The following is an 18604-nucleotide window of genomic DNA, read 5'->3' as shown; positions in this document are numbered from 1 at the left end:
GGGTGACATCGAGACGCCCCATACCCGGCACGGCGGTCCGTACCCGCCAGTAGGGGTACGGACCGCCCTGGGCGACGGGGACCGATCACCCGATTTCGTTACACCGTGTCAGTCCCCCGCGTCCCTGATTTCACTCGTCCAGGGCACGCAGCGCCTGCCGGAGCAGGGCCGTCCGGTCGGCCGGCGAGGTGAGGTGCTCCAGGCCGAAACCGAGCAGCACGGTGTCGTCCGTGGTGACGGCGCCGTAGGTCTCGAAGAGCGTTCCGGTCCGGGCCCAGTCCTTCAGGACGGTGGGACTGCCGGCGGGCGGGCCGGAGACCTGCCAGGCGCCGAGCGAGGTCTCGAAGCCCTCGGTCGCGGTGGCCGTGCCGCCGACGACGAGCGAGGCCTCGTCGGCGAGGACGCCGCGTCCGCCGCTGCCCGGGTCGGTGACGTAGGCGATCGACACGTCCACGGACTTCCCGGCGTAGGCGCTCAGGTCGAACTCGACCTGCCGCCAACCGCCGGAGGCACCGGTGAGGCTGTTCCACTTCCCGGTCGTGCCGGTCGCGGTGCAGCCGTCGTCGGACTGGGTCAGGTAGTGCCCCAGCCAGGGGTGCTCGCTCATGTAGAACCCGGCCGCGCACTCCTCCGGGACGGCCGTGCCGGTGGCACCGCCCGTCTCGGGGAGCGTGGTCCAGTCGTCGGCGCCGGTGGTGTGCGCCTCGACCAGGGCGTGGTCGTAGCCGCGCTCGGTGTCCCACAGCAGCTGGGTGCGGAGCGTGGGTCGGTCGGAGGCGCTGACACCGGTGAGGTCGACGGTGCGGGTGAGGCGCTTGTAGGCGTCGTCGGTGTGGACGGCGGCGGCCATCCAGTCGCCCGTGTGGGGCCCGTACGGGTTGACGGCGCCGGCGAACTTCCCGGCGCCCTCGCTCGCGAACTGCCGGTAGGTGTCGGGGGGCAGCTGGTCCGAGGTCACGCTGTAGGTTCCGGCGCGGTCCAGCGGGTTGCCGGGGGCGTCGCCGAGCGGGCCGCCGGCTCCGTCGAGCCGTCCGGAGCCGGTGAACCCGGTGGCGCCGGTGGTGGAGGTGCGGGTGTGGGCGCCCAGGTAGTACTGGCTGAAGTCGTCGGACAGGGTGCCGCCGCCGAGGTCGACGCTGCCGCCGGCCTGTTCACCGGCCTCGATCAGCCTGCCGCCCTCGTTGAGGAAGGCGCGCAGCTGGAGCTGGGTGGCGTTGCCGGGCACCCCGGCGCCGGTGTGGTGGACGACGGTGTCGAAGTGGCCGAGGACGCCGAGGGCGTCGGGTGCGCCCTGCGTGGCGACGTCCCAGACGGCGGCCCGCCGGCCGTTCGCCTTCAGCGCGTCCACGTACGTCTGCGTCTGCGTGGCCTTCGCACCCTCCTCGGCGACGACCAGGACGTCGGCGCGGGGCCGCTCGGCGATCGTGTACGTGAAGTGTTCGCTCTGGGTGCGCTTGCCGTGCTTCGTCTCGCCCGTGAACCAGACCTCGACCTTGTCGCCGGTTTCGCCGTCCTTCACCTTGGCCCGGTACTCGTCGAAGTAGAGGTTGTCCTCGCCGCCGTAGGTCTCGCCGCCGCGCCAGGGCCGCAGCGCCACGTCGTGCGTGCGTCCGCCGTTGACGCGGTACTTCAGCTCCTTGTCGCGCACCGACTTGCGGGCGACAACGGAGACCTCCTGGTCGGCGCCGCGCGCGTACGAGGTGGTGAACTCGGCCGGGGTGAAGTCCGCGGCCTCCAGGCCGACCGCGGAGGACGGCCGGTCGGGGTGCGAGGCGGTCTCGGCGACGGAGAGCGCGAAGGGGATGTTCTTCGCGAACTCCTGCTGGATCAGTTTCTCGTCGTCGGGGAAGTTGAAGCCCGACTGGCAGTCGCCCGCGTACCACTCGTCGTCCGGGTCCTGTTCGGACACGGTCTGGCAGGTCGACATCTCCGGGGTGAACATCGCCATGCCGTTGACGTTGGCCGCGTGGCCGTCCGCCTCGCCGTTGGTGGTGTACAGCTCCGAGGAGACCTGGGGGTGGTAGCCGGGGATCGCGGAGTTGTCGGGGGTGCCGGCGAGCGCCTTGTAGAGGACGTCGTCCGGGGTGTTCGTGGCCACCTGCCAGCCGACCCCGTAGAGGAGGAGTTCGGCGGCGGAGTGGTAGTTGATGCCGTACGTGAAGCCGATCCGCTTCTGGAAGGCGTCCAGCGCCTGGGTCTCGGGCTCGGAGTTCGGGCCGGCGCCGCGGTAGGTCTGGCTGGTGGGGTTGGGGGACGAACCCTCGTCGTCGTAGCCCCACTTGTAGGCGAAGTTGCGGTTGAGGTCGACGCCGTCGCCGGTGCTGATGGTGCCGTCGCCGTTGACGTCGCGCAGGTTCTTGCGCCAGAGGCGGTTGGCGCTGTCCGCGAACGTGTGGTCGTAGCCGTCGGGGTTGGCCGACAGGAGGAACCACAGTTCGGTGGAGTCGACCAGCTTCCTGATCCGCCGGTCCTTCTCGTAGTTGTCCAGGTAGTGGTGCATCAGCCGCCGGGTCATCTCCGGGGTGATCCACTCGCGCGCGTGCTGGTTGGACATGTAGAGCACGGCGGGTCTGGAGCCGTCCTTCGACTTCTTCGCGTTCTTGGTGAGCTTGAGCGCCAGGATGTCCTGGCCGTTCACCGTCCTGCCGATGGAGACGACCTTGGTGAGGCCGGGGTTCTCCTGCGCGGTCCGCAGGATCTCCTCCTTGAGGCCCCCACTGCCGCTGTACGGGCGGAAGACGCCCTCGGCGGCGCCCTCGACGCGCTTCTCGGCCCGGGAGGAGAGGGTGTGCTCGGTGAGGTCGACGCCCTGCTTCTCCAGCTTCTCGGCCTGCTGGTCGGTGAGGTAGACCTCGACGGTGGCGGTGCCCCGGGCGGGGACCTGCTCGCCGAGTTCGTGGCCGTCCTGGCCGGCGGCCAGCAGCAGGGGTACCTGCGCCCGGGTGACGGCGGCGCGGAAGACCTTCACCTCGTCCGCGGTCGCGGACGCTGGGTCCCCGGGTTGTGCCTGGGCGATGGGTGCGAAGCCCGCTCCGCCGATCAGGAGCGCGCCGACGGCGAGGATCGATCTCGCTCTTCGTCTCATGAACCCCCCTAGCCTGGGTCCGCCACAGCAGCGAACAGATGCCAGGCTCATGACACCTCATGATCGAGTCAAGAGCGCGGGACGGACACGCGAAAGCCGGTGCGGATCACCCAAGTGGGCGCCGACACCGGCTTTCTGACGAAGCGTGTGCGGGCGGTCAGCCGACGAGGTTGTCGGCCAGGTCCTCGCTGAGGTTGGCCTCCGTGCCCGGGATGCCGAGGTCCGAGGCCCGCTTGTCGGCCATGGCCAGCAGGCGGCGGATGCGGCCGGCGACCGCGTCCTTGGTCAGCGGCGGATCGGCGAGCGCGCCCAGCTCCTCCAGGGAGGCCTGCTTGTGCTCCATGCGGAGCCGGCCCGCGGCGGCGAGGTGCTCGGGCACGTCGTCGGCGAGGATCTCCAGGGCCCGCTGGACCCGCGCACCGGCGGCGACGGCCGCGCGGGCCGAGCGGCGCAGGTTGGCGTCGTCGAAGTTGGCCAGGCGGTTGGCGGTGGCGCGGACCTCGCGGCGCAACCGCCGCTCCTCCCAGGCCAGCACCGACTCGTGGGCACCGAGCCGGGTGAGCAGGGCGCCGATCGCGTCGCCGTCGCGGACGACGACCCGGTCCACGCCGCGCACCTCGCGGGCCTTGGCGGCGATCGACAGCCGGCGGGCGGCGCCGACCAGGGCGAGCGCGGCCTCGGGACCCGGGCAGGTCACCTCCAGGGAGGAGGAACGGCCGGGCTCGGTGAGCGAGCCGTGTGCCAGGAAGGCGCCGCGCCAGGCGGCCTCGGCGTCGCAGGTGGCCCCCGAGACCACCTGCGGCGGCAGGCCCCGGATCGGCCGGCCCCGGCCGTCCACCAGCCCGGTCTGGCGGGCCAGCTGGTCACCGCCCGCGACCACCCGGACGACGTACCGCGAGCCGCGGCGCAGCCCGCCCGGCGCCATCACGATCAGCTCGGAGCTGTGCCCGAAGATCTCGAGGATGTCCTGCTTGAGCCGGCGGGCCGCTCGCGCGGTGTCCAGCTCCGCCTCGATCACGATGCGCCCGCTCACCAGGTGGAGGCCGCCGGCGAACCGCAGAACGGCGGAGACCTCCGCCTTTCTGCAGCAGGTCCGGGTGACGGGGAGCCGGGAGATCTCATCCTTCACCGCTGCCGTCATCGCCATGGGCCGATCCTTCCATGCATCCGAAAAATACGGTCGTACGCGGCGGCCAGCAGCTCCGGGTCGTGCCTCGGGGTCCCGTCGGTCCGGGCGACCGGAGCCAGCTCGACCGCGGCGCCGAACCGTTTCGCGGCGTCGGTGAGCGAGTCACGGTCGGGCACGGCGGCCTCGTCGGCCAGCACCACGTCCAGGGCGAGTTTAGGGGCGTGTCGTCCCAAAACCTCCAAATGACGCTGCGGGGAGAAGCCCTCGGTTTCTCCGGGTTGGGGGGCGAGGTTCAGGGAGAGGACCCGGCGTGCCTTCGTCTCGACGAGCGCGTCCAGCAGGTCGGGCACGAGCAGGTGCGGGATGACCGAGGAGAACCAGGAGCCGGGGCCGAGCACCACCCAGTCCGCGTCCAGGACGGCTTCGACCGCCTCGGGGACGGCGGGCGGGTCGTTCGGCACGAGGTGCACGGACTGCACCTCGCCGGGGGTGAGCGCCACGGTCGCCTGCCCGCGCACGGTGTCCACCTCCTCGGGCCGGTCCGGGTCGTGGCCCCGGACCAGGGCCTGGAGCTCCAGCGGCACCGCGGACATGGGCAGCACCCGCCCGTGCGCACCGAGCAGCTTGCCGACCAGGTCCAGCGCCTGGACGTGGTCGCCGAGCTGCTCCCACAGGGCGACGATCAGCAGATTGCCGACCGCGTGTTCGTGCAGGTCGCCCTGGGACTGGAAGCGGTGCTGGATGACGCGGGCCCAGGTCTGGCCCCAGTCGTCGTCGCCGCACAGCGCGGCCAGCGCCTTGCGCAGGTCGCCGGGCGGCAGGACGCCCAGCTCGTCCCGGAGGCGCCCGCTGGAGCCGCCGTCGTCGGCCACCGTGACGACGGCGGTGAGGTCGCCGGTGATCCGGCGCAGTGCGGCGAGCGAGGCGGACAGGCCCATGCCGCCGCCGAGGGCGACGACCTTGGGCTGGGTGCCCCGGCGGCGCGGCTTGCCGCCGCGCGCCTGTTCGGGCCGGGCGGCACGGGCGTCGGCGGGTCTACCGCCGCGCCCCTCGGGCACCACCCGGCGCAGCCTGCTCAGCCGCGGAGTACGTCCTGTCATTCCCGTCCCATGTCCCGGTGGACGACCACCGTCTCCACGCCCTCGGCGGCGAGCCGGGCGGCGAGCTTCTCCGACATGGCCACGGACCGGTGCTTGCCGCCGGTGCAGCCGACGGCGACGGTCACATAGCGCTTGCCCTCCCGACGGTATCCCGCGGCGATCATCTGCAGAAGCTCGGTGTACCGGTCCAGGAACTCCTTGGCCCCCGGCTGGTTGAGGACGTAGGAGGACACCTCCTCGTTCAGACCGGTGAACGGGCGCAGCTCCGGCACCCAGTGCGGGTTGGGCAGGAAGCGCATGTCCACGACCAGGTCGGCGTCGACCGGGAGGCCGTACTTGAAGCCGAAGGACATGACGGTGGCCCGCAGCTCGGGCTCCTCGTCCCCGGCGAACTGGGCGTCCATCTTGGCGCGCAGCTCGTGCACGTTGAGGCTGGAGGTGTCGATCACCAGGTCGGCGTCGCCGCGCAGCTCGCGCAGGAGTTCGCGCTCGGCGGCGATGCCGTCGACGATGCGGCCGTCGCCCTGGAGGGGGTGCGGACGGCGCACCGACTCGAAGCGGCGCACCAGGGCCTCGTCGGAGGACTCCAGGAAGACGATCCGCCGGGTGACACCGCGGGCGTCGAGGTCGGCGAGGGATTCACGCAGGTTGTCGAAGAAGCGCCGGCCGCGGACGTCGACGACGACCGCGATGCGCGCCACGTTGCCCTGCGAGCGGGCGCCGAGCTCCACCATGGTGGGGATCAGCGCGGGCGGCAGGTTGTCGACGACGAACCAGCCGAGGTCCTCCAGACACTTGGCGGCCGTCGAGCGGCCGGCCCCGGACATGCCGGAGATGATCACCAGCTCGGGGATGGCCGCCTCGGACGCCCCGGCTGTTTCCTTGGCCGTACTCACCTGTGCTCCGTTGTCCTGGCGCCGGTCGGAAGGGGCCCGCGGGCCCGTGTCCTGGCCGGTCGTGCGGTGGGTCTGTTCTCGCCCGGCTGTGTGCTCTGTCTCGTGCTCGGTCATCTCTCCTGCCCCCGTCGTTCGTCCGGGGTGCCCGCGGACACGGGCTCCCCCGGGGCATCCGCCGTCGTCTCGGGTGCCCCGTCCTCGTCATCAATGATCTCTCCGGTCGCCGTGTTCACGGCGGGCGCGGCCGGGGTGGCCGCGGCGAGGGCCACGGCGACGGTCTCGGCCGTCTTGCGACCTATACCGGGCACCTCGCAGATCTGGTCGATGGTCGCCGACCGCAGCTTCTTCACCGAACCGAAGTGCTTGATCAGCGCCTGTTTGCGGGTCTCGCCCAGGCCGGGCACGTCGTCCAGCGGACTGGAGCGGAAGCGCTTGGAGCGCTTGAGGCGCTGGTAGGTGATCGCGAAGCGGTGGGCCTCGTCGCGGACCCGCTGCAGAAGGTACAGGCCCTCGCTGGTGCGGGGCAGGACGACCGGGTCGTCCTCGCCGGGCAGCCAGACCTCCTCGAGACGCTTGGCGAGGCCGCACACGGCGATGTCGTCGATGCCCAGCTCGTCCAGGGCCCGCTGCGCCGCCGCGACCTGCGGCTGCCCGCCGTCGACGACGACGAGCTGGGGCGGGTAGGCGAAGCGTTTGGGGCGGCCGTCGTCGTCCTTGAGGGCCGGGCCGTCCGTGGGGGCCGGGCCGTCGGTGAGCCGATCACCGGCGTCGGTGTCCTCTCCGTCCGCCCACTCGCCGGTCTTCTCCTTCTCGGCGAGATAGCGGCGGAAGCGGCGGGTGATGACCTCGTGCATGGAACGGACGTCGTCCTGTCCCGCGAAGCCCTTGATCTGGAAGCGCCGGTATTCGCTCTTCCGGGCCAGCCCGTCCTCGAAGACGACCATGGAGGCCACGACGTCGTCGCCCTGGAGGTGCGAGATGTCGTAGCACTCGATGCGCAGCGGCGCGCTGTCCAGGTCCAGGGCCTCGGCGATCTCCTCCAGCGCGCGCGAGCGCGTGGTCAGGTCGGAGGCGCGCTTGGTCTTGTGCAGGACGAGCGCCTGCTGGGCGTTGCGCTCGACCGTCTCCATCAGCGCCTTCTTGTCGCCGCGCTGCGGGATGCGCAGCGACACGCCCGAACCGCGGCGCTCCGTCAGCCACTGCTGGACCGGCTCCACCGGGTCGGGCAGGGCGGGGACCAGCACCTCCTTGGGGACGGCGTCCCCGGTCTCCTCCCCGTAGAGCTGCTGGAGGGCGTGCTCGACGAGGGCACCGGTGGTGATCTCCTCCACCTTGTCGGTGACCCAGCCGCGCTGGCCGCGCACGCGTCCGCCGCGCACGTGGAAGATCTGGACGGCCGCCTCCAGCTCGTCCTCGGCGACCGCGATCAGGTCGGCGTCGGTCGCGTCGGCGAGCACGACCGCGCTCTTCTCCATGGCCTTCTTCAGGGCCCCTATGTCGTCGCGCAGGCGGGCCGCCCGCTCGTACTCCATCTCCTCGGCCGCGTCGGCCATCTGCCGCTCCAGTCGGCGCAGGTAGGTGCCCGTGCGGCCGGCCATGAAGTCGCAGAACTCCTCGGCGAGCTCCCGGTGGTCCTCGGCGGAGATCCGCTCCACGCAGGGCGCCGAGCACTTGCCGATGTAGCCGAGCAGGCAGGGGCGGCCGGTGCGGGCCGCGTTCTTGAAGACGCCGGCGGAGCAGGTGCGCACCGGGAAGACGCGCAGCAGGAGGTCGACCGTGTCGCGGATCGCCCAGGCGTGCCCGTACGGCCCGAAGTAGCGCACGCCCTTCTTCTTGTGGCCGCGCATGACCTGCACGCGCGGGAACTCCTCGTTCATCGTCACCGCGAGGTACGGGTAGCTCTTGTCGTCCCGGTACTTGACGTTGAACCGGGGGTCGTACTCCTTGATCCAGGAGTACTCCAGCTGCAGGGCCTCGACCTCCGTGGACACCACCGTCCACTCCACGGACGCGGCCGTGGTGACCATGGTGCGGGTGCGGGGGTGGAGGTTCGCCAGGTCCTGGAAGTAGTTCGCCAGGCGCTGGCGCAGGCTCTTCGCCTTTCCGACGTAGATCACCCGGCGGTGCTCGTCACGGAACCTGTACACCCCCGGGGAGTCCGGGATCTCACCCGGCCTGGGACGGTAGCTGGAGGGGTCGGCCATGACTCACACCCTACTGGCGGGGACCGACACTCCGGCGGGCTGTGGACAACGGTCCGGGGCCGTCCGGTCACCCCGGGTGCCCTCGGGACGGCGGGCCGGTGCGTTCTCGGCCAGGAGCGCGTCACGGTCGGGCTCCAGGTGTTGTCGGGGCTTGGTCAACACGCTTCAATGCGGGGGAACTCGGGGGCCTGAAGCGCGGCCTACGGATGTGAAGACCTCTGCGCCGCGACCGGGGGCGGCCCCCGGTTGATCCGCGTCGAACGGTCTGACCAGCCGTCGTCAACTTCACAGAAAGGCCCCTGCATGCCGCACGCCACACAGCACGCGGACGCCGCCACCGCGGAACTCGACTCGGCCCTGCGCGGTGGCCCCTTCCACGTCGCCCTGCGCGCTGCGATCGCCGCTCGCGGACTGCCGCTGCAGCGCGTGCAGCACCATCTGTCGCGCCACGGGGTGAAGGTGGGCGTCACCAGTCTGAGCTACTGGCAGCAGGGCGCCCGGCGTCCGCAGCGCCCGGAGTCGCTGCGGGCCGTCCGGGCGCTGGAGGAGATACTGCAGCTGCCCGAGGAGTCGCTGATACGTCTGCTCGCCGAGGCCGACAAGGACATCGCGGACCGGCGCCCCGCGGCCCACTCATACCGCGCCCTCGTGGAGGCCTCCGACGTCCTGGAACGGCTGCTGGCCGAGCTGGACCATCCGCCGTCGGACGGCGGGGTGCACACCCTCGGACACCACGAACGGATCCGGATCGGCCCGCGCCGCGAGCTCGCGGGCCGCGAGTCGCACCACATCGTCCGCGCCCACCGCGACGGTGTCGACCGGTTCGTCGCCGTCCACCACGGCGATCCGGGATGCGCTCCCGCGCGGATGACCGTCCACGCCCTGGAGAACTGCCGGACGGGACGCGTCCGCATCCACCACGACACCGGTGTGCTCGTGACCGAGCTGCTCTTCGACACGCGTATGCGGGCCGGGGACACCCACCTCTTCCGCTACGGCGTCGAGGACGGCACGGCGGGGGTGTCGCACGAGTACGTCCGCGGGTTCGGTCCGGCGGGCGGGCAGTACGCGCTCCAGGTGCGGTTCGAGGCCTCGGCCCTGCCGGTGCGCTGCCACCGCTTCACGCAGCACTCACCGGCGGCACCGCGCGGCGGCCGACAGGAGCTGGCCCTCAGCGGGCGGCACCACTCGGTGCACCTCGTGGAGCCGCGGGTGCGGTCGGGGATGCTGGGAATCGGGTGGGACTGGGAGTGATCGGAGGGGGGAGCGGGGGGGGTGAGCCGGCGGTTGCGGCCCGGGCCGGTCAGGTGCCGGGGCTCGCGACGATCCGGCCCTGCTTGACCTCGACCGGCAGTTCGATGAGGGGCACGGTCGCCGGGGCGTGCAGCACCTCGCCGGTCCGGGCGTCGAACTCGCTGCCGTGGCAGGGGCAGACGAGCTTCGTCCCCTCCAGCTTCTTGATGGGGCACCCCGCGTGCGTGCAGACCGTGCTGAACGCCTTCAGGGAGCCGTTGTCGCCCCGGCTGACCACGACGTTCTCGTCCCGGTAGAGCTTGGTCGCCCCCTTGGCGACGTCGCCGTCCACGCCGAGGTCGACGGGCGCGGTAGGCCTGGCGGGCGCGGCACCGTCGTCGCCCGGCGAACAGGCGGCCGCACCGAGTCCGGCGACGGGCGTGAGGGCCGCCGAGCGCAGGACGGAACGACGGCTCGGGGCGGGGCGGCCGGGCATGGGAGGTCTCCACGGGTCGGGGGGCGTGCAGGGCGACGATATCCGGCGTCCGCGGGCGCCCGGCGAGGTGGGTCACCGGGACGGGGGCGGCACCGGAGCTCGCACGTAAACGCTTGCGCAAGCGTTTACGTGCGCCTTCCGCTGGGATACGGTCCCGGCAGTACGCGGAAGCGCAGTACGCGAAGGGCAGTACGCGAAAGGGAGGTGCACGCCCCATGGCGACCATGGCCGATGTCGCCCGGCGCGCCGGTGTCTCCGTGGCGACCGTCTCGCACGTGCTCAACGACACCCGTCCGGTACTGCCGCACACCCGCCGGGCGGTGCTGGACGCCGTCGACGAGCTCGGCTACACCCCGAACACCCTCGCCCGCTCCCTGGTGACCTCCCGCACCCGCTCCATCGGGCTCGCGGTGTCGGCGATCAGCAACCCGTACTTCACCGAGATCCTCCAGGGCGTCGAGGCCGCCGCCCTGGAGCACGGTTACAGCCTGCTCATCGCCGACCCGCACGACGATCCCGGACACGAGCGCAAGGTCGTCCAGCTGCTGCACGAGCGGCGCGTGGACGGCATGATCGTCGCGCCCTCCGCCGACCCGCGCGAGCTGGTCGCCTACCTCGGCCGCCACCGGGTGCCGGCCGTGTTCCTCGACCGGGTCGTCGACGCACCGCAGGACGACGGCGCCCCCCGCTTCGACCAGGTCTGCGCGGAGAGCGCCGAGCCGACCACCCGGCTGGTCACCCACCTCGCCGGGCTCGGTCACCGCAGGATCGGCCTGGTCGCGGGCCGGCCGGGGTTCAGCACGACGCGCGAGCGGATCACCGGGTACCGGCAGGGCCTCGCCGTCGCCGGGCTGCCGTACGACGAAAGGCTCCTGGTGCACGGCGACTCCGAGGCGGCCGGCGGCGAACGGGCCACGGCGTCCCTGCTGTCCCTGGCGGTGCCCCCCACCGCGCTGGTCACCGCCAACAACGCGATGACCATCGGTGCGCTGCGCGCCCTGCGCGAGCGCGGTCTGTCCGTGCCGGACGACCTCGCGCTGTGCTGCTTCGACGACTTCGCCTGGGCGGACCTCTTCTCCCCCCGGCTCACCGCCGTGGCGCAGCCCAGCCGGGAGCTGGGCGCCCGGGCCGTCCGGCTGCTGCTGGACCGCCTCGCCGCGCCCGAGCGGCCCGCCGAGACCGTGCGGCTGCCCTGCTCCTTCGTCCACCGCACCTCGTGCGGCTGTCCCCCGCGGGACCAGCGGTCCGAGCCGTCCGAGCTAGCACTCCCGAACGCCCACGAAAGGATCCTGCCGTGATCGTCGTCGCCGGTGAGGCACTGATCGACCTGGTACCGCAGGGCACGGGTGCCCTCGCCGCGCTGCGGCCGGCGCTCGGCGGCGGTCCGTACAACACGGCGGTGGCGCTGGGCCGACTCGGCTCCCCCGCCGCCTTCTGCTCCCGGGTGTCCCACGACGCCTTCGGCGAGGCACTGCTGGACCGGCTGCGCGAGACCGGCGTGGACGTCTCGCCGGTGCAACGCGGGGCCGAGCCGACGACACTCGCCGTGGCCTCCGTCGGCGCGGACGGTTCGGCCGCGTACTCCTTCTACGTCGACGGGACGGCGGACCGGCTGTTCTCGGCGCCCACCGTGCTGCCGTCCGGCACCCGTGCCGTCTCCTTCGGGACCTGCTCGCTGGTGCTGGAGCCGGGGGCGAGCGCGTACGAGGAACTGCTGCGCGAGTCGGCCGCGCGGGGCGTGTTCACGGCCCTGGACCCGAACATCCGGGCCGGACTGATCCCGGACCCGGACGCCTACCGGGCCCGGTTCAAGAGCTGGCTGCCGTCGGTGTCGCTGCTGAAGCTGTCCGCCGAGGACGCCGAGTGGCTCGGCGGCACACCCCGCGAGTGGCTGGCGGGCGGGCCGGCGGCGGTCGTGGTCACCCGGGGCGGTGCCGGACTGACGGCGTACACCCGCGACGGCGAGTACTCCGTGCCGGGTGAGCGGGTCGAGGTGGTGGACACGATCGGCGCGGGCGACACGGTGAACGCGGCGCTGCTGCACGGCCTCGCGGTACGCGACGCCCTCGGCGCAGAGGCGGTGGCCGCGCTGGGGCCGGAGGGCTGGGCGGGGCTCCTGGGTTTCGCCGCGCGCGCGGCGGCGGTCACGTGTTCCCGCGCGGGCGCGGAACCGCCGTACGCCCACGAGCTGGCCGACTGACGGCGGCGGGGGGTCAGCCTGCCGTCCGTACGGCCCGCAGGGCGCCGGGGCGGCGGCCGTCGAGGCGGTCCAGGGCGGCGGCCGTGGCGTCGTCGGCGGGCAGGTGTACGACGATCCGCTGACCGTCCTCGGGGAGCGCGAGCGTCTCGTGCAGCAGCCGCAGCGGTCCGGCCTCGGGGTGCTCGACGCGCCGGCTGCCGACGCGCCGCGGCACCGTGGCGAGGTCGGCGAACCGGTCGGTGAACGCCGCGCCCGCCGTCACGGTCAGTTCGTCGGCCAGTTCGGCAACGTAGGGGTCCCGCAGCGGGACGTCGTGCCGGAGCTGGGCGACCAGGTCGTCGGCCACTTGGTCCCAGTCGGGGTAGGCGTCGCGGGCGCGGTCGTCGGTGAACAGGTAGCGCAGCAGATTGGGTTGCTCGGCGGCGAGCAGTCCGAGGGGTCCGGTCAGCCGTGCGTAACCGTCGGTGTGGGCGATGACGTCGCCGATCCAGTTCAGCGCCACGGCGGGGGTGGGCTCCAGGCGGTCCAGCACGGCCCGCACGGTGGGCCGCGCCACCCGGCTGAGCGGCGGGGCCGCGCCGCAGACCAGCGGGTCGCCGCCGTCGGCCTCCTTGGTCAGGCGGCGCAGCAGCATCCGGTCCCTCAGGGACAGGTTCAGCGCGTCGGCGAGGCCGCCGAGCACCTGGGCGGACGGGTTGCGGTCGCGTCCCTGTTCCAGCCGGGTGAGGTACTCGACGCTGACGCCGGCGAGCGTGGCCAGCTCGGCCCGGCGCAGGCCGGGGGTGCGTCGGCGCGGGCCGGCGGGCAGTCCCACCTCGGCCGGGGTGACGGACTCGCGCCAGGTGCGCAGGTACGTGCCCAACTCGTTGTCGTCGCTCACCGCTCGAACGTACCAAGGTGCGGGTGCCCGAGGGTGTCCCTGTCACTACCACGCTCCGCCCGGCCTCCCTCCGCGTGCTCTGCGCCCGCAGGCTGGTGGGCATGACACATGACACCGCCACCACCGCCGTTCCCCTTCCGCTCGCTCGGGGCGACTGGGAGCTCGATCCGCTGCACTCCGCCGTGAACTTCACCATCCGTCACCTGGGCATCGCCAAGGTGCGGGGGCGCTTCAACGGCGTGGAGGCCGGGCTGTTCGTCGGGGAGACGCTCGGGGACGTCAGGGTGTCCGCGACCGTCGATCTGGCGTCGATCGACACCGGGAACGCCGACCGGGACGCGCATGTGCGCGCCTCCGACCTGCTCGACGTCGAGAAGCGCCCGACGATGACCTACCGCTCCACCCGGGTGTCGGGCGGGGGCGAGGACTGGACCATGGAGGGCGAGCTGACGATCGGCGACGTGACCCGGCCGTTGACGCTGGCCGTGGAGTTCGGCGGGCTGATGGAGGTGCCCGTGTACGGCGGCCGGCACGCCGGTTTCGAGGCGCAGGGCGAGATCAGGCGCAGCGAGTTCGGTCTCGACTTCGCTCCGGGACTGCTCGGCGAGGTGGTGAAGATCCAGCTCGACATGCAGTTCGTGGAGCCGACGGGTGCCTGATTGCCGGGCTGCGCCAACGACGCGCCGGGCTCCACGGGGTCGTCCGTGGGGCCCGGCGCGGCACTGACTCAGGCCTTGCTCGTCCGCGTCGTCTTCTTCGCGGCGGGCTTGGTGGCCTTCGCGGTGGACTTGCCGGCCGCCTTGGTGGCGGTCTTCTTCGCGGCCGTGCCGGTGACCTTGCTGGTGGCGGTCTTCTTGGCCGTGGCCTTGGCCGCCACCGTCCTGGCCGCTGCCTTGCGCGGGGCCTTCACCGAGGCGGCGTCGCTGATCCGGTCGGCGCCGAGGATGTCCCGCAGGAACTTTCCGGTGTGGCTGGCCGGAACGGCGGCGACCTGCTCGGGCGTGCCCTCGGCGACCACGAGGCCACCGCCGGCGCCGCCCTCGGGGCCCATGTCGACGACCCAGTCGGCGGTCTTGATCACGTCGAGGTTGTGCTCGATGACGATGACCGTGTTGCCCTTGTCGACCAGGCCCGCGAGGACCGTCAGCAGCTTGCTGATGTCCTCGAAGTGCAGGCCGGTGGTCGGCTCGTCCAGGACGTAGACCGTGCGCCCGGTGGAGCGGCGCTGGAGCTCGCTGGCCAGCTTGACGCGCTGGGCCTCACCGCCGGACAGGGTGGTCGCGGACTGGCCGAGCCGGACGTAGCCGAGGCCGACGTCCTTCAGGGTCTTCATGTGCCGGGAGATCGCGGGGACCGCCTCGAAGAAGTCGGTCGCCTCCTCGATCGGCATGTTCAGGACGTCGGCGATGGACTTGCCCTTGTAGTGGACCTCCAGGGTCTCCCGGTTGTACCGGGCACCGTGGCAGACCTCGCACGGGACGTAGACGTCCGGGAGGAAGTTCATCTCGATCTTGATCGTGCCGTCGCCCGCGCAGTTCTCGCAGCGGCCGCCCTTGACGTTGAAGGAGAAGCGGCCGGGCAGGTAGCCGCGGACCTTCGCCTCGGTGGTCTCGGCGAACAGCTTGCGGATGTGGTCGAAGACGCCGGTGTACGTCGCCGGGTTGGACCGCGGGGTGCGGCCGATGGGCGACTGGTCGACGTGGACGACCTTGTCGACGAGGTCGTCGCCGTCCACGCGCGTGTGCCGACCGGGCACGTTGCGCGCGCCGTTCAGCTCGCGGGCCAGGTGGGTGTACAGGATGTCGTTGACCAGGGTCGACTTGCCGGAGCCGGAGACTCCTGTGACGGCCGTGAAGACGCCGAGCGGGAAGGACACGTCGATGTCCTGGAGGTTGTTCTCGCGGGCGCCGTGCACGGTGAGCTGCCGGGAGGGGTCCCGCGGGCGCCGGATGTCGGGCAGCGGGATGGCCTTGCGGCCGGACAGGTACAGGCCGGTCTGCGACTCGGCGTTGTCCAGGAGCTCCTTGACGGAGCCGCTGTGCACCACCTTGCCGCCGTGCTCGCCGGCGCCGGGGCCGATGTCGACGATCCAGTCGGCGACCTTGATGGTGTCCTCGTCGTGCTCGACGACGATCAGGGTGTTGCCCATGTCGCGGAGCCGGACGAGGGTCTCGATCAACCGGTGGTTGTCGCGCTGGTGCAGACCGATGGACGGCTCGTCGAGGACGTAGAGCACGCCGACGAGTCCGGAGCCGATCTGTGTGGCCAGGCGGATGCGCTGGGCCTCGCCGCCGGAGAGGGTGCCGGCCGCGCGGTTCAGCGAGAGGTAGTCCAGGCCGACGTCGACCAGGAAGCGCAGCCGCTCGTTGACCTCCTTCAGCACGCGCTCGGCGATCTTCTTGTCGCGGGCGCTCAGCTTCAGCTCGCCCAGGAAGTCCGCGCAGTCGCTGATGGACATCGCCGAGACCTCGGCGATCGACTTGCCCATGACGGTGACCGCGAGGACGAGCGGCTTGAGGCGGGTGCCCTCACAGGTGGGGCAGGGCACCTCGCGCATGTAGCCTTCGAAGCGCTCGCGGCTGGCGTCGCTCTCGGCCTCGCTGTGCCGGCGCTTGACGAAGGGGATCGCGCCCTCGAAGGCCGTGGTGTACCGGCGCTCGCGGCCGTACCGGTTGCGGTAGCGGACCTCGACCTGGGTCTTGTGGCCGTTCAGCAGGGCCTTGCGGGCGCGCAGCGGCAGACCGGCGAAGGGAATGTCCGTACGGAAGCCCAGAGCCTCCGCCAGGGCACCGATCAGGCGGCCGAAGTAGTCCTTGGTGTGTCCGTGCGACCAGGGGTGGATGGCGCCCTCGTCGAGGGACTTCTCCTCGTCGGGGACGATCAGCTCCGGGTCGACCTCCATGCGCGTGCCGATGCCGGAGCAGTCGGGGCAGGCGCCGAAGGGCGAGTTGAAGGAGAAGGAGCGGGGCTCCAGCTCCTCGAAGGACAGGTCGTCGTACGGGCAGTACAGGTGCTCGGAGTACATGCGCTCGCGCTCGGGGTCGTCCTCGGGGAGGTCGACGAAGTCGAGCACGACCATGCCGCCGGACAGGCCGAGCGCGGTCTCCACGGAGTCGGTGAGCCGACGCTTGGCGGAGTCCTTCACCGTGAGGCGGTCGACGACCACCTCGATGGTGTGCTTCTCCTGCTTCTTCAGCGTGGGCGGCTGGGAGAGCTGGATGGTCTCGCCGTCCACCCGCGCGCGGGAGTAGCCCTTGGTCTGGAGGTCGGCGAAGAGGTCCACGAACTCGCCCTTGCGCTCGCGCACCAGCGGCGACAGCACCTGGAAGCGGCTGCCCTCCGGCAGCTCCAGGACCTTGTCGACGATGGCCTGGGGCGACTGGCGCGAGATCGGCCGGGAGCACTCCGGACAGTGCGGCTTGCCGATGCGGGCGAAGAGCAGACGCAGGTAGTCGTAGACCTCGGTGATGGTGCCGACGGTGGAGCGCGGGTTGCGCGAGGTCGACTTCTGGTCGATGGAGACCGCCGGGGAGAGGCCCTCGATGAAGTCGACGTCCGGCTTGTCCATCTGGCCGAGGAACTGCCGGGCGTACGAGGAGAGCGACTCCACGTAGCGCCGCTGGCCCTCGGCGAAGATGGTGTCGAAGGCCAGGGAGGACTTACCCGACCCGGACAGGCCCGTGAAGACGATGAGCGCGTCACGTGGCAGGTCGAGCGACACGTTCTTCAGGTTGTGCTCACGCGCGCCACGGACGATGAGACGGTCGGCCACGCCGGTCCGCACCTTTCTTGAGAGAAGTGACAGGGGCGAGGCCCCCGTCTTTCCCAGACTAGGGGGAGCCACTGACAACGCCGGTCGGATTCACCGGTTGTCAACAAACCCCGACTTCCCAGCATGCCCGACGCCGCACCCGACCATATAGCACGTGCATTCGATTTGCGGGCGCCGTCGGCCACCTTCACCCGAAGGTGTGGCGCGGTCTAGGGTCAGGACCATGATTGATCACGCGCATGACCTGGCGTCTGTACGTGACGCCACCGAGCGGCTGCTCACCGCGGTCGGGAAACTGGACAACGCGTCCGTGACGGAGTCGTCACGGCTTCCCGGCTGGACCCGCGGCCACGTCCTCGCCCACCTCGCCCGCAATGCGGATGCACTCGTGAACGTCTTGCAGGGACGCCCCATGTACGTCTCCGGCGAGGCCCGGGACGCCGACATCGAACGGGACGCCCCGCGCCCCCTGGACGCGCACCTCGCCGACGTGCGAGAGAGCGCGGCCCGGTTCCAGGACGCCTCGGCCGCGCTCGCGGACTGGTCGCGCACCGTAGAGCTGCGCAACGGCGTCACCGACTCCGCGTCCCGGGTGCCGTTCCGGCGGTGGGTCGAGGTGGAGCTGCACCACGTGGACCTGGGGATCGGGTACGAGCTGGAGGATCTACCGGCGGAGTTCACCGAGCGGGAGACCGACTTCCTCGCCGCCCGCTTCGCCGGGCATCCGGACGTGCCGACCACCCGGATCACGGACGGCACGCGCGCGTGGAGCACGGGCCGGGAGGCGACCGGCCCCGAGGTGACCGTCTCCGGCACCCCGGCCGACCTCCTCGGCTGGCTCGCCGGCCGCCGCGAGGAAACGGCACTCACGGTACGGGGCGGCCCGCTGCCCGCGCTGCCACCGCTGTAGCGGGGGTCCGAGGCCGTCTCCGGCGCTAGGCTGGCCGTCATGACGTACAGCGGAGACGTGCGGGTCGGCGGCCCCGCCGACGTGCACGAGCTCAAGGACCTGATGATCACCAAGGTCGCGGTCGGCCCGATGGACAACAACGCCTATCTGCTGCGTTGCCGGGCCACCGACGAGCAGTTGCTGATCGACGCCGCGAACGAGGCGCACTCGCTGCTCGGCACGATCGGTGACGGCGGCCTCGCGTCCGTCGTCACCACCCACCGGCACGGCGACCACTGGCAGGCGCTCGCCGAGGTCGTCGCGGCCACCGGCGCGCGCACCTACGCGGGGCGGTACGACGCCGAGGGCATCCCCGTGCCGACCGACGTCCCGGTCGACGACGGCGACACGATCCGGGTGGGGCGGGTGGAGCTCACCGCGCGCCACCTGGTCGGACACACGCCGGGCTCCATCGTCCTGGTGTACGACGACCCGCACGGGCACCCCCATGTGTTCACCGGGGACTGTCTCTTCCCTGGTGGTGTGGGCAACACGCACAAGGATCCGGAGGCCTTCGCGAGCCTGATCCACGACGTGGAGACCAAGGTCTTCGACGTGCTCCCGGACGAGACGTGGGTCTACCCGGGGCACGGCAAGGACACCACCCTCGGTACGGAACGGCCGCACCTGCCGCAGTGGCGCGCACGCGGCTGGTGAACG

The 18604-nt window shown here is 71.9% G+C and carries 14 protein-coding genes; 6 read left to right on the top strand and 8 right to left on the bottom strand.

What is annotated here, in order from left to right; all coding sequences use genetic code 11:
* Nucleotides 1-130: 130 nt before the first annotated feature.
* The 5 genes from ACIGO6_RS05350 to uvrC form a co-directional block, all read right to left on the bottom strand.
* Nucleotides 131-3085, bottom strand: coding sequence for a M14 family zinc carboxypeptidase (locus ACIGO6_RS05350; RefSeq protein ID WP_399871503.1), 2955 nt, complete (start codon nt 3083-3085; stop codon nt 131-133).
* A 157-nt stretch (nt 3086-3242) separates the two neighbouring features.
* Nucleotides 3243-4232: a DNA-binding protein WhiA gene (gene whiA / locus ACIGO6_RS05345; protein WP_399871500.1), complete on the bottom strand. Its 990-nt coding sequence runs from the start codon at nt 4230-4232 to the stop codon at nt 3243-3245.
* Nucleotides 4223-5314: a uridine diphosphate-N-acetylglucosamine-binding protein YvcK gene (yvcK, locus tag ACIGO6_RS05340; RefSeq protein WP_399871497.1), complete on the bottom strand. Its 1092-nt coding sequence runs from the start codon at nt 5312-5314 to the stop codon at nt 4223-4225. The genes whiA and yvcK overlap by 10 nt, the downstream gene beginning before the upstream one ends.
* Nucleotides 5311-6324, bottom strand: a complete 1014-nt coding sequence (gene rapZ, locus ACIGO6_RS05335; protein ID WP_399871495.1) for an RNase adapter RapZ — start codon at nt 6322-6324, stop codon at nt 5311-5313. The genes yvcK and rapZ overlap by 4 nt, the downstream gene beginning before the upstream one ends.
* Nucleotides 6321-8414, bottom strand: coding sequence for an excinuclease ABC subunit UvrC (uvrC, locus tag ACIGO6_RS05330; RefSeq protein WP_399871492.1), 2094 nt, complete (start codon nt 8412-8414; stop codon nt 6321-6323). Before uvrC ends, rapZ begins: the two co-directional genes overlap by 4 nt.
* 303 nt (nt 8415-8717) lie before the next feature.
* On the opposite strand from uvrC, the gene ACIGO6_RS05325 reads away from it, so the two are divergent.
* Nucleotides 8718-9668 (top strand): hypothetical protein, encoded by a 951-nt coding sequence (locus tag ACIGO6_RS05325; RefSeq protein ID WP_399871489.1) that lies wholly within the window; start codon nt 8718-8720, stop codon nt 9666-9668.
* Nucleotides 9669-9717: 49 nt separating this feature from the next.
* Here the strand turns inward: ACIGO6_RS05325 and ACIGO6_RS05320 are convergent, their stop codons facing one another.
* Entirely contained in the window at nt 9718-10143 is a 426-nt protein-coding gene (locus ACIGO6_RS05320; protein WP_399871486.1) for a Rieske (2Fe-2S) protein, read from the bottom strand.
* Between the two features lie 215 nt (nt 10144-10358).
* Here ACIGO6_RS05320 and ACIGO6_RS05315 point away from each other — a divergent pair, with 215 nt between their 5' ends.
* Together ACIGO6_RS05315 and ACIGO6_RS05310 are read left to right on the top strand one after the other, a co-directional pair.
* Complete coding sequence (locus ACIGO6_RS05315) at nt 10359-11441, top strand: LacI family DNA-binding transcriptional regulator (RefSeq protein WP_399871483.1); 1083 nt, start codon at nt 10359-10361, stop codon at nt 11439-11441.
* A complete protein-coding gene (locus ACIGO6_RS05310) occupies nt 11438-12343 on the top strand; it encodes a carbohydrate kinase (RefSeq protein ID WP_399871480.1) in 906 nt (301 codons plus the stop codon). Before ACIGO6_RS05315 ends, ACIGO6_RS05310 begins: the two co-directional genes overlap by 4 nt.
* A gap of 13 nt (nt 12344-12356) precedes the next feature.
* Here ACIGO6_RS05310 and ACIGO6_RS05305 read toward each other — a convergent pair whose 3' ends face one another.
* Nucleotides 12357-13223 carry a helix-turn-helix domain-containing protein gene (locus ACIGO6_RS05305; RefSeq protein ID WP_399871477.1) on the bottom strand — a complete coding sequence of 289 codons (867 nt, stop codon included), beginning with the start codon at nt 13221-13223 and terminating at the stop codon, nt 12357-12359.
* A gap of 101 nt (nt 13224-13324) precedes the next feature.
* Between ACIGO6_RS05305 and ACIGO6_RS05300 the strand changes: the two genes are divergently transcribed.
* Complete coding sequence (locus ACIGO6_RS05300) at nt 13325-13882, top strand: YceI family protein (RefSeq protein WP_399871474.1); 558 nt, start codon at nt 13325-13327, stop codon at nt 13880-13882.
* A 68-nt stretch (nt 13883-13950) separates the two neighbouring features.
* Here the strand turns inward: ACIGO6_RS05300 and uvrA are convergent, their stop codons facing one another.
* Nucleotides 13951-16995 (bottom strand): excinuclease ABC subunit UvrA, encoded by a 3045-nt coding sequence (gene uvrA, locus ACIGO6_RS05295; RefSeq protein ID WP_399871471.1) that lies wholly within the window; start codon nt 16993-16995, stop codon nt 13951-13953.
* A 223-nt stretch (nt 16996-17218) separates the two neighbouring features.
* Here uvrA and ACIGO6_RS05290 point away from each other — a divergent pair, with 223 nt between their 5' ends.
* The gene (locus ACIGO6_RS05290; RefSeq protein ID WP_399871468.1) at nt 17219-17905 is read left to right on the top strand and encodes a maleylpyruvate isomerase family mycothiol-dependent enzyme; all 687 of its coding nucleotides are present in this window, start codon (nt 17219-17221) and stop codon (nt 17903-17905) included.
* A gap of 39 nt (nt 17906-17944) precedes the next feature.
* Nucleotides 17945-18601, top strand: a complete 657-nt coding sequence (locus ACIGO6_RS05285; RefSeq protein WP_399871465.1) for an MBL fold metallo-hydrolase — start codon at nt 17945-17947, stop codon at nt 18599-18601.
* Nucleotides 18602-18604 lie beyond the last annotated feature (3 nt).

The organism is Streptomyces sp. NPDC053750, from assembly GCF_044544295.1.
Classification (GTDB): Bacteria; Actinomycetota; Actinomycetes; order Streptomycetales; family Streptomycetaceae; genus Streptomyces.
This window is presented reverse-complemented; position numbering and strand designations above follow the sequence as displayed.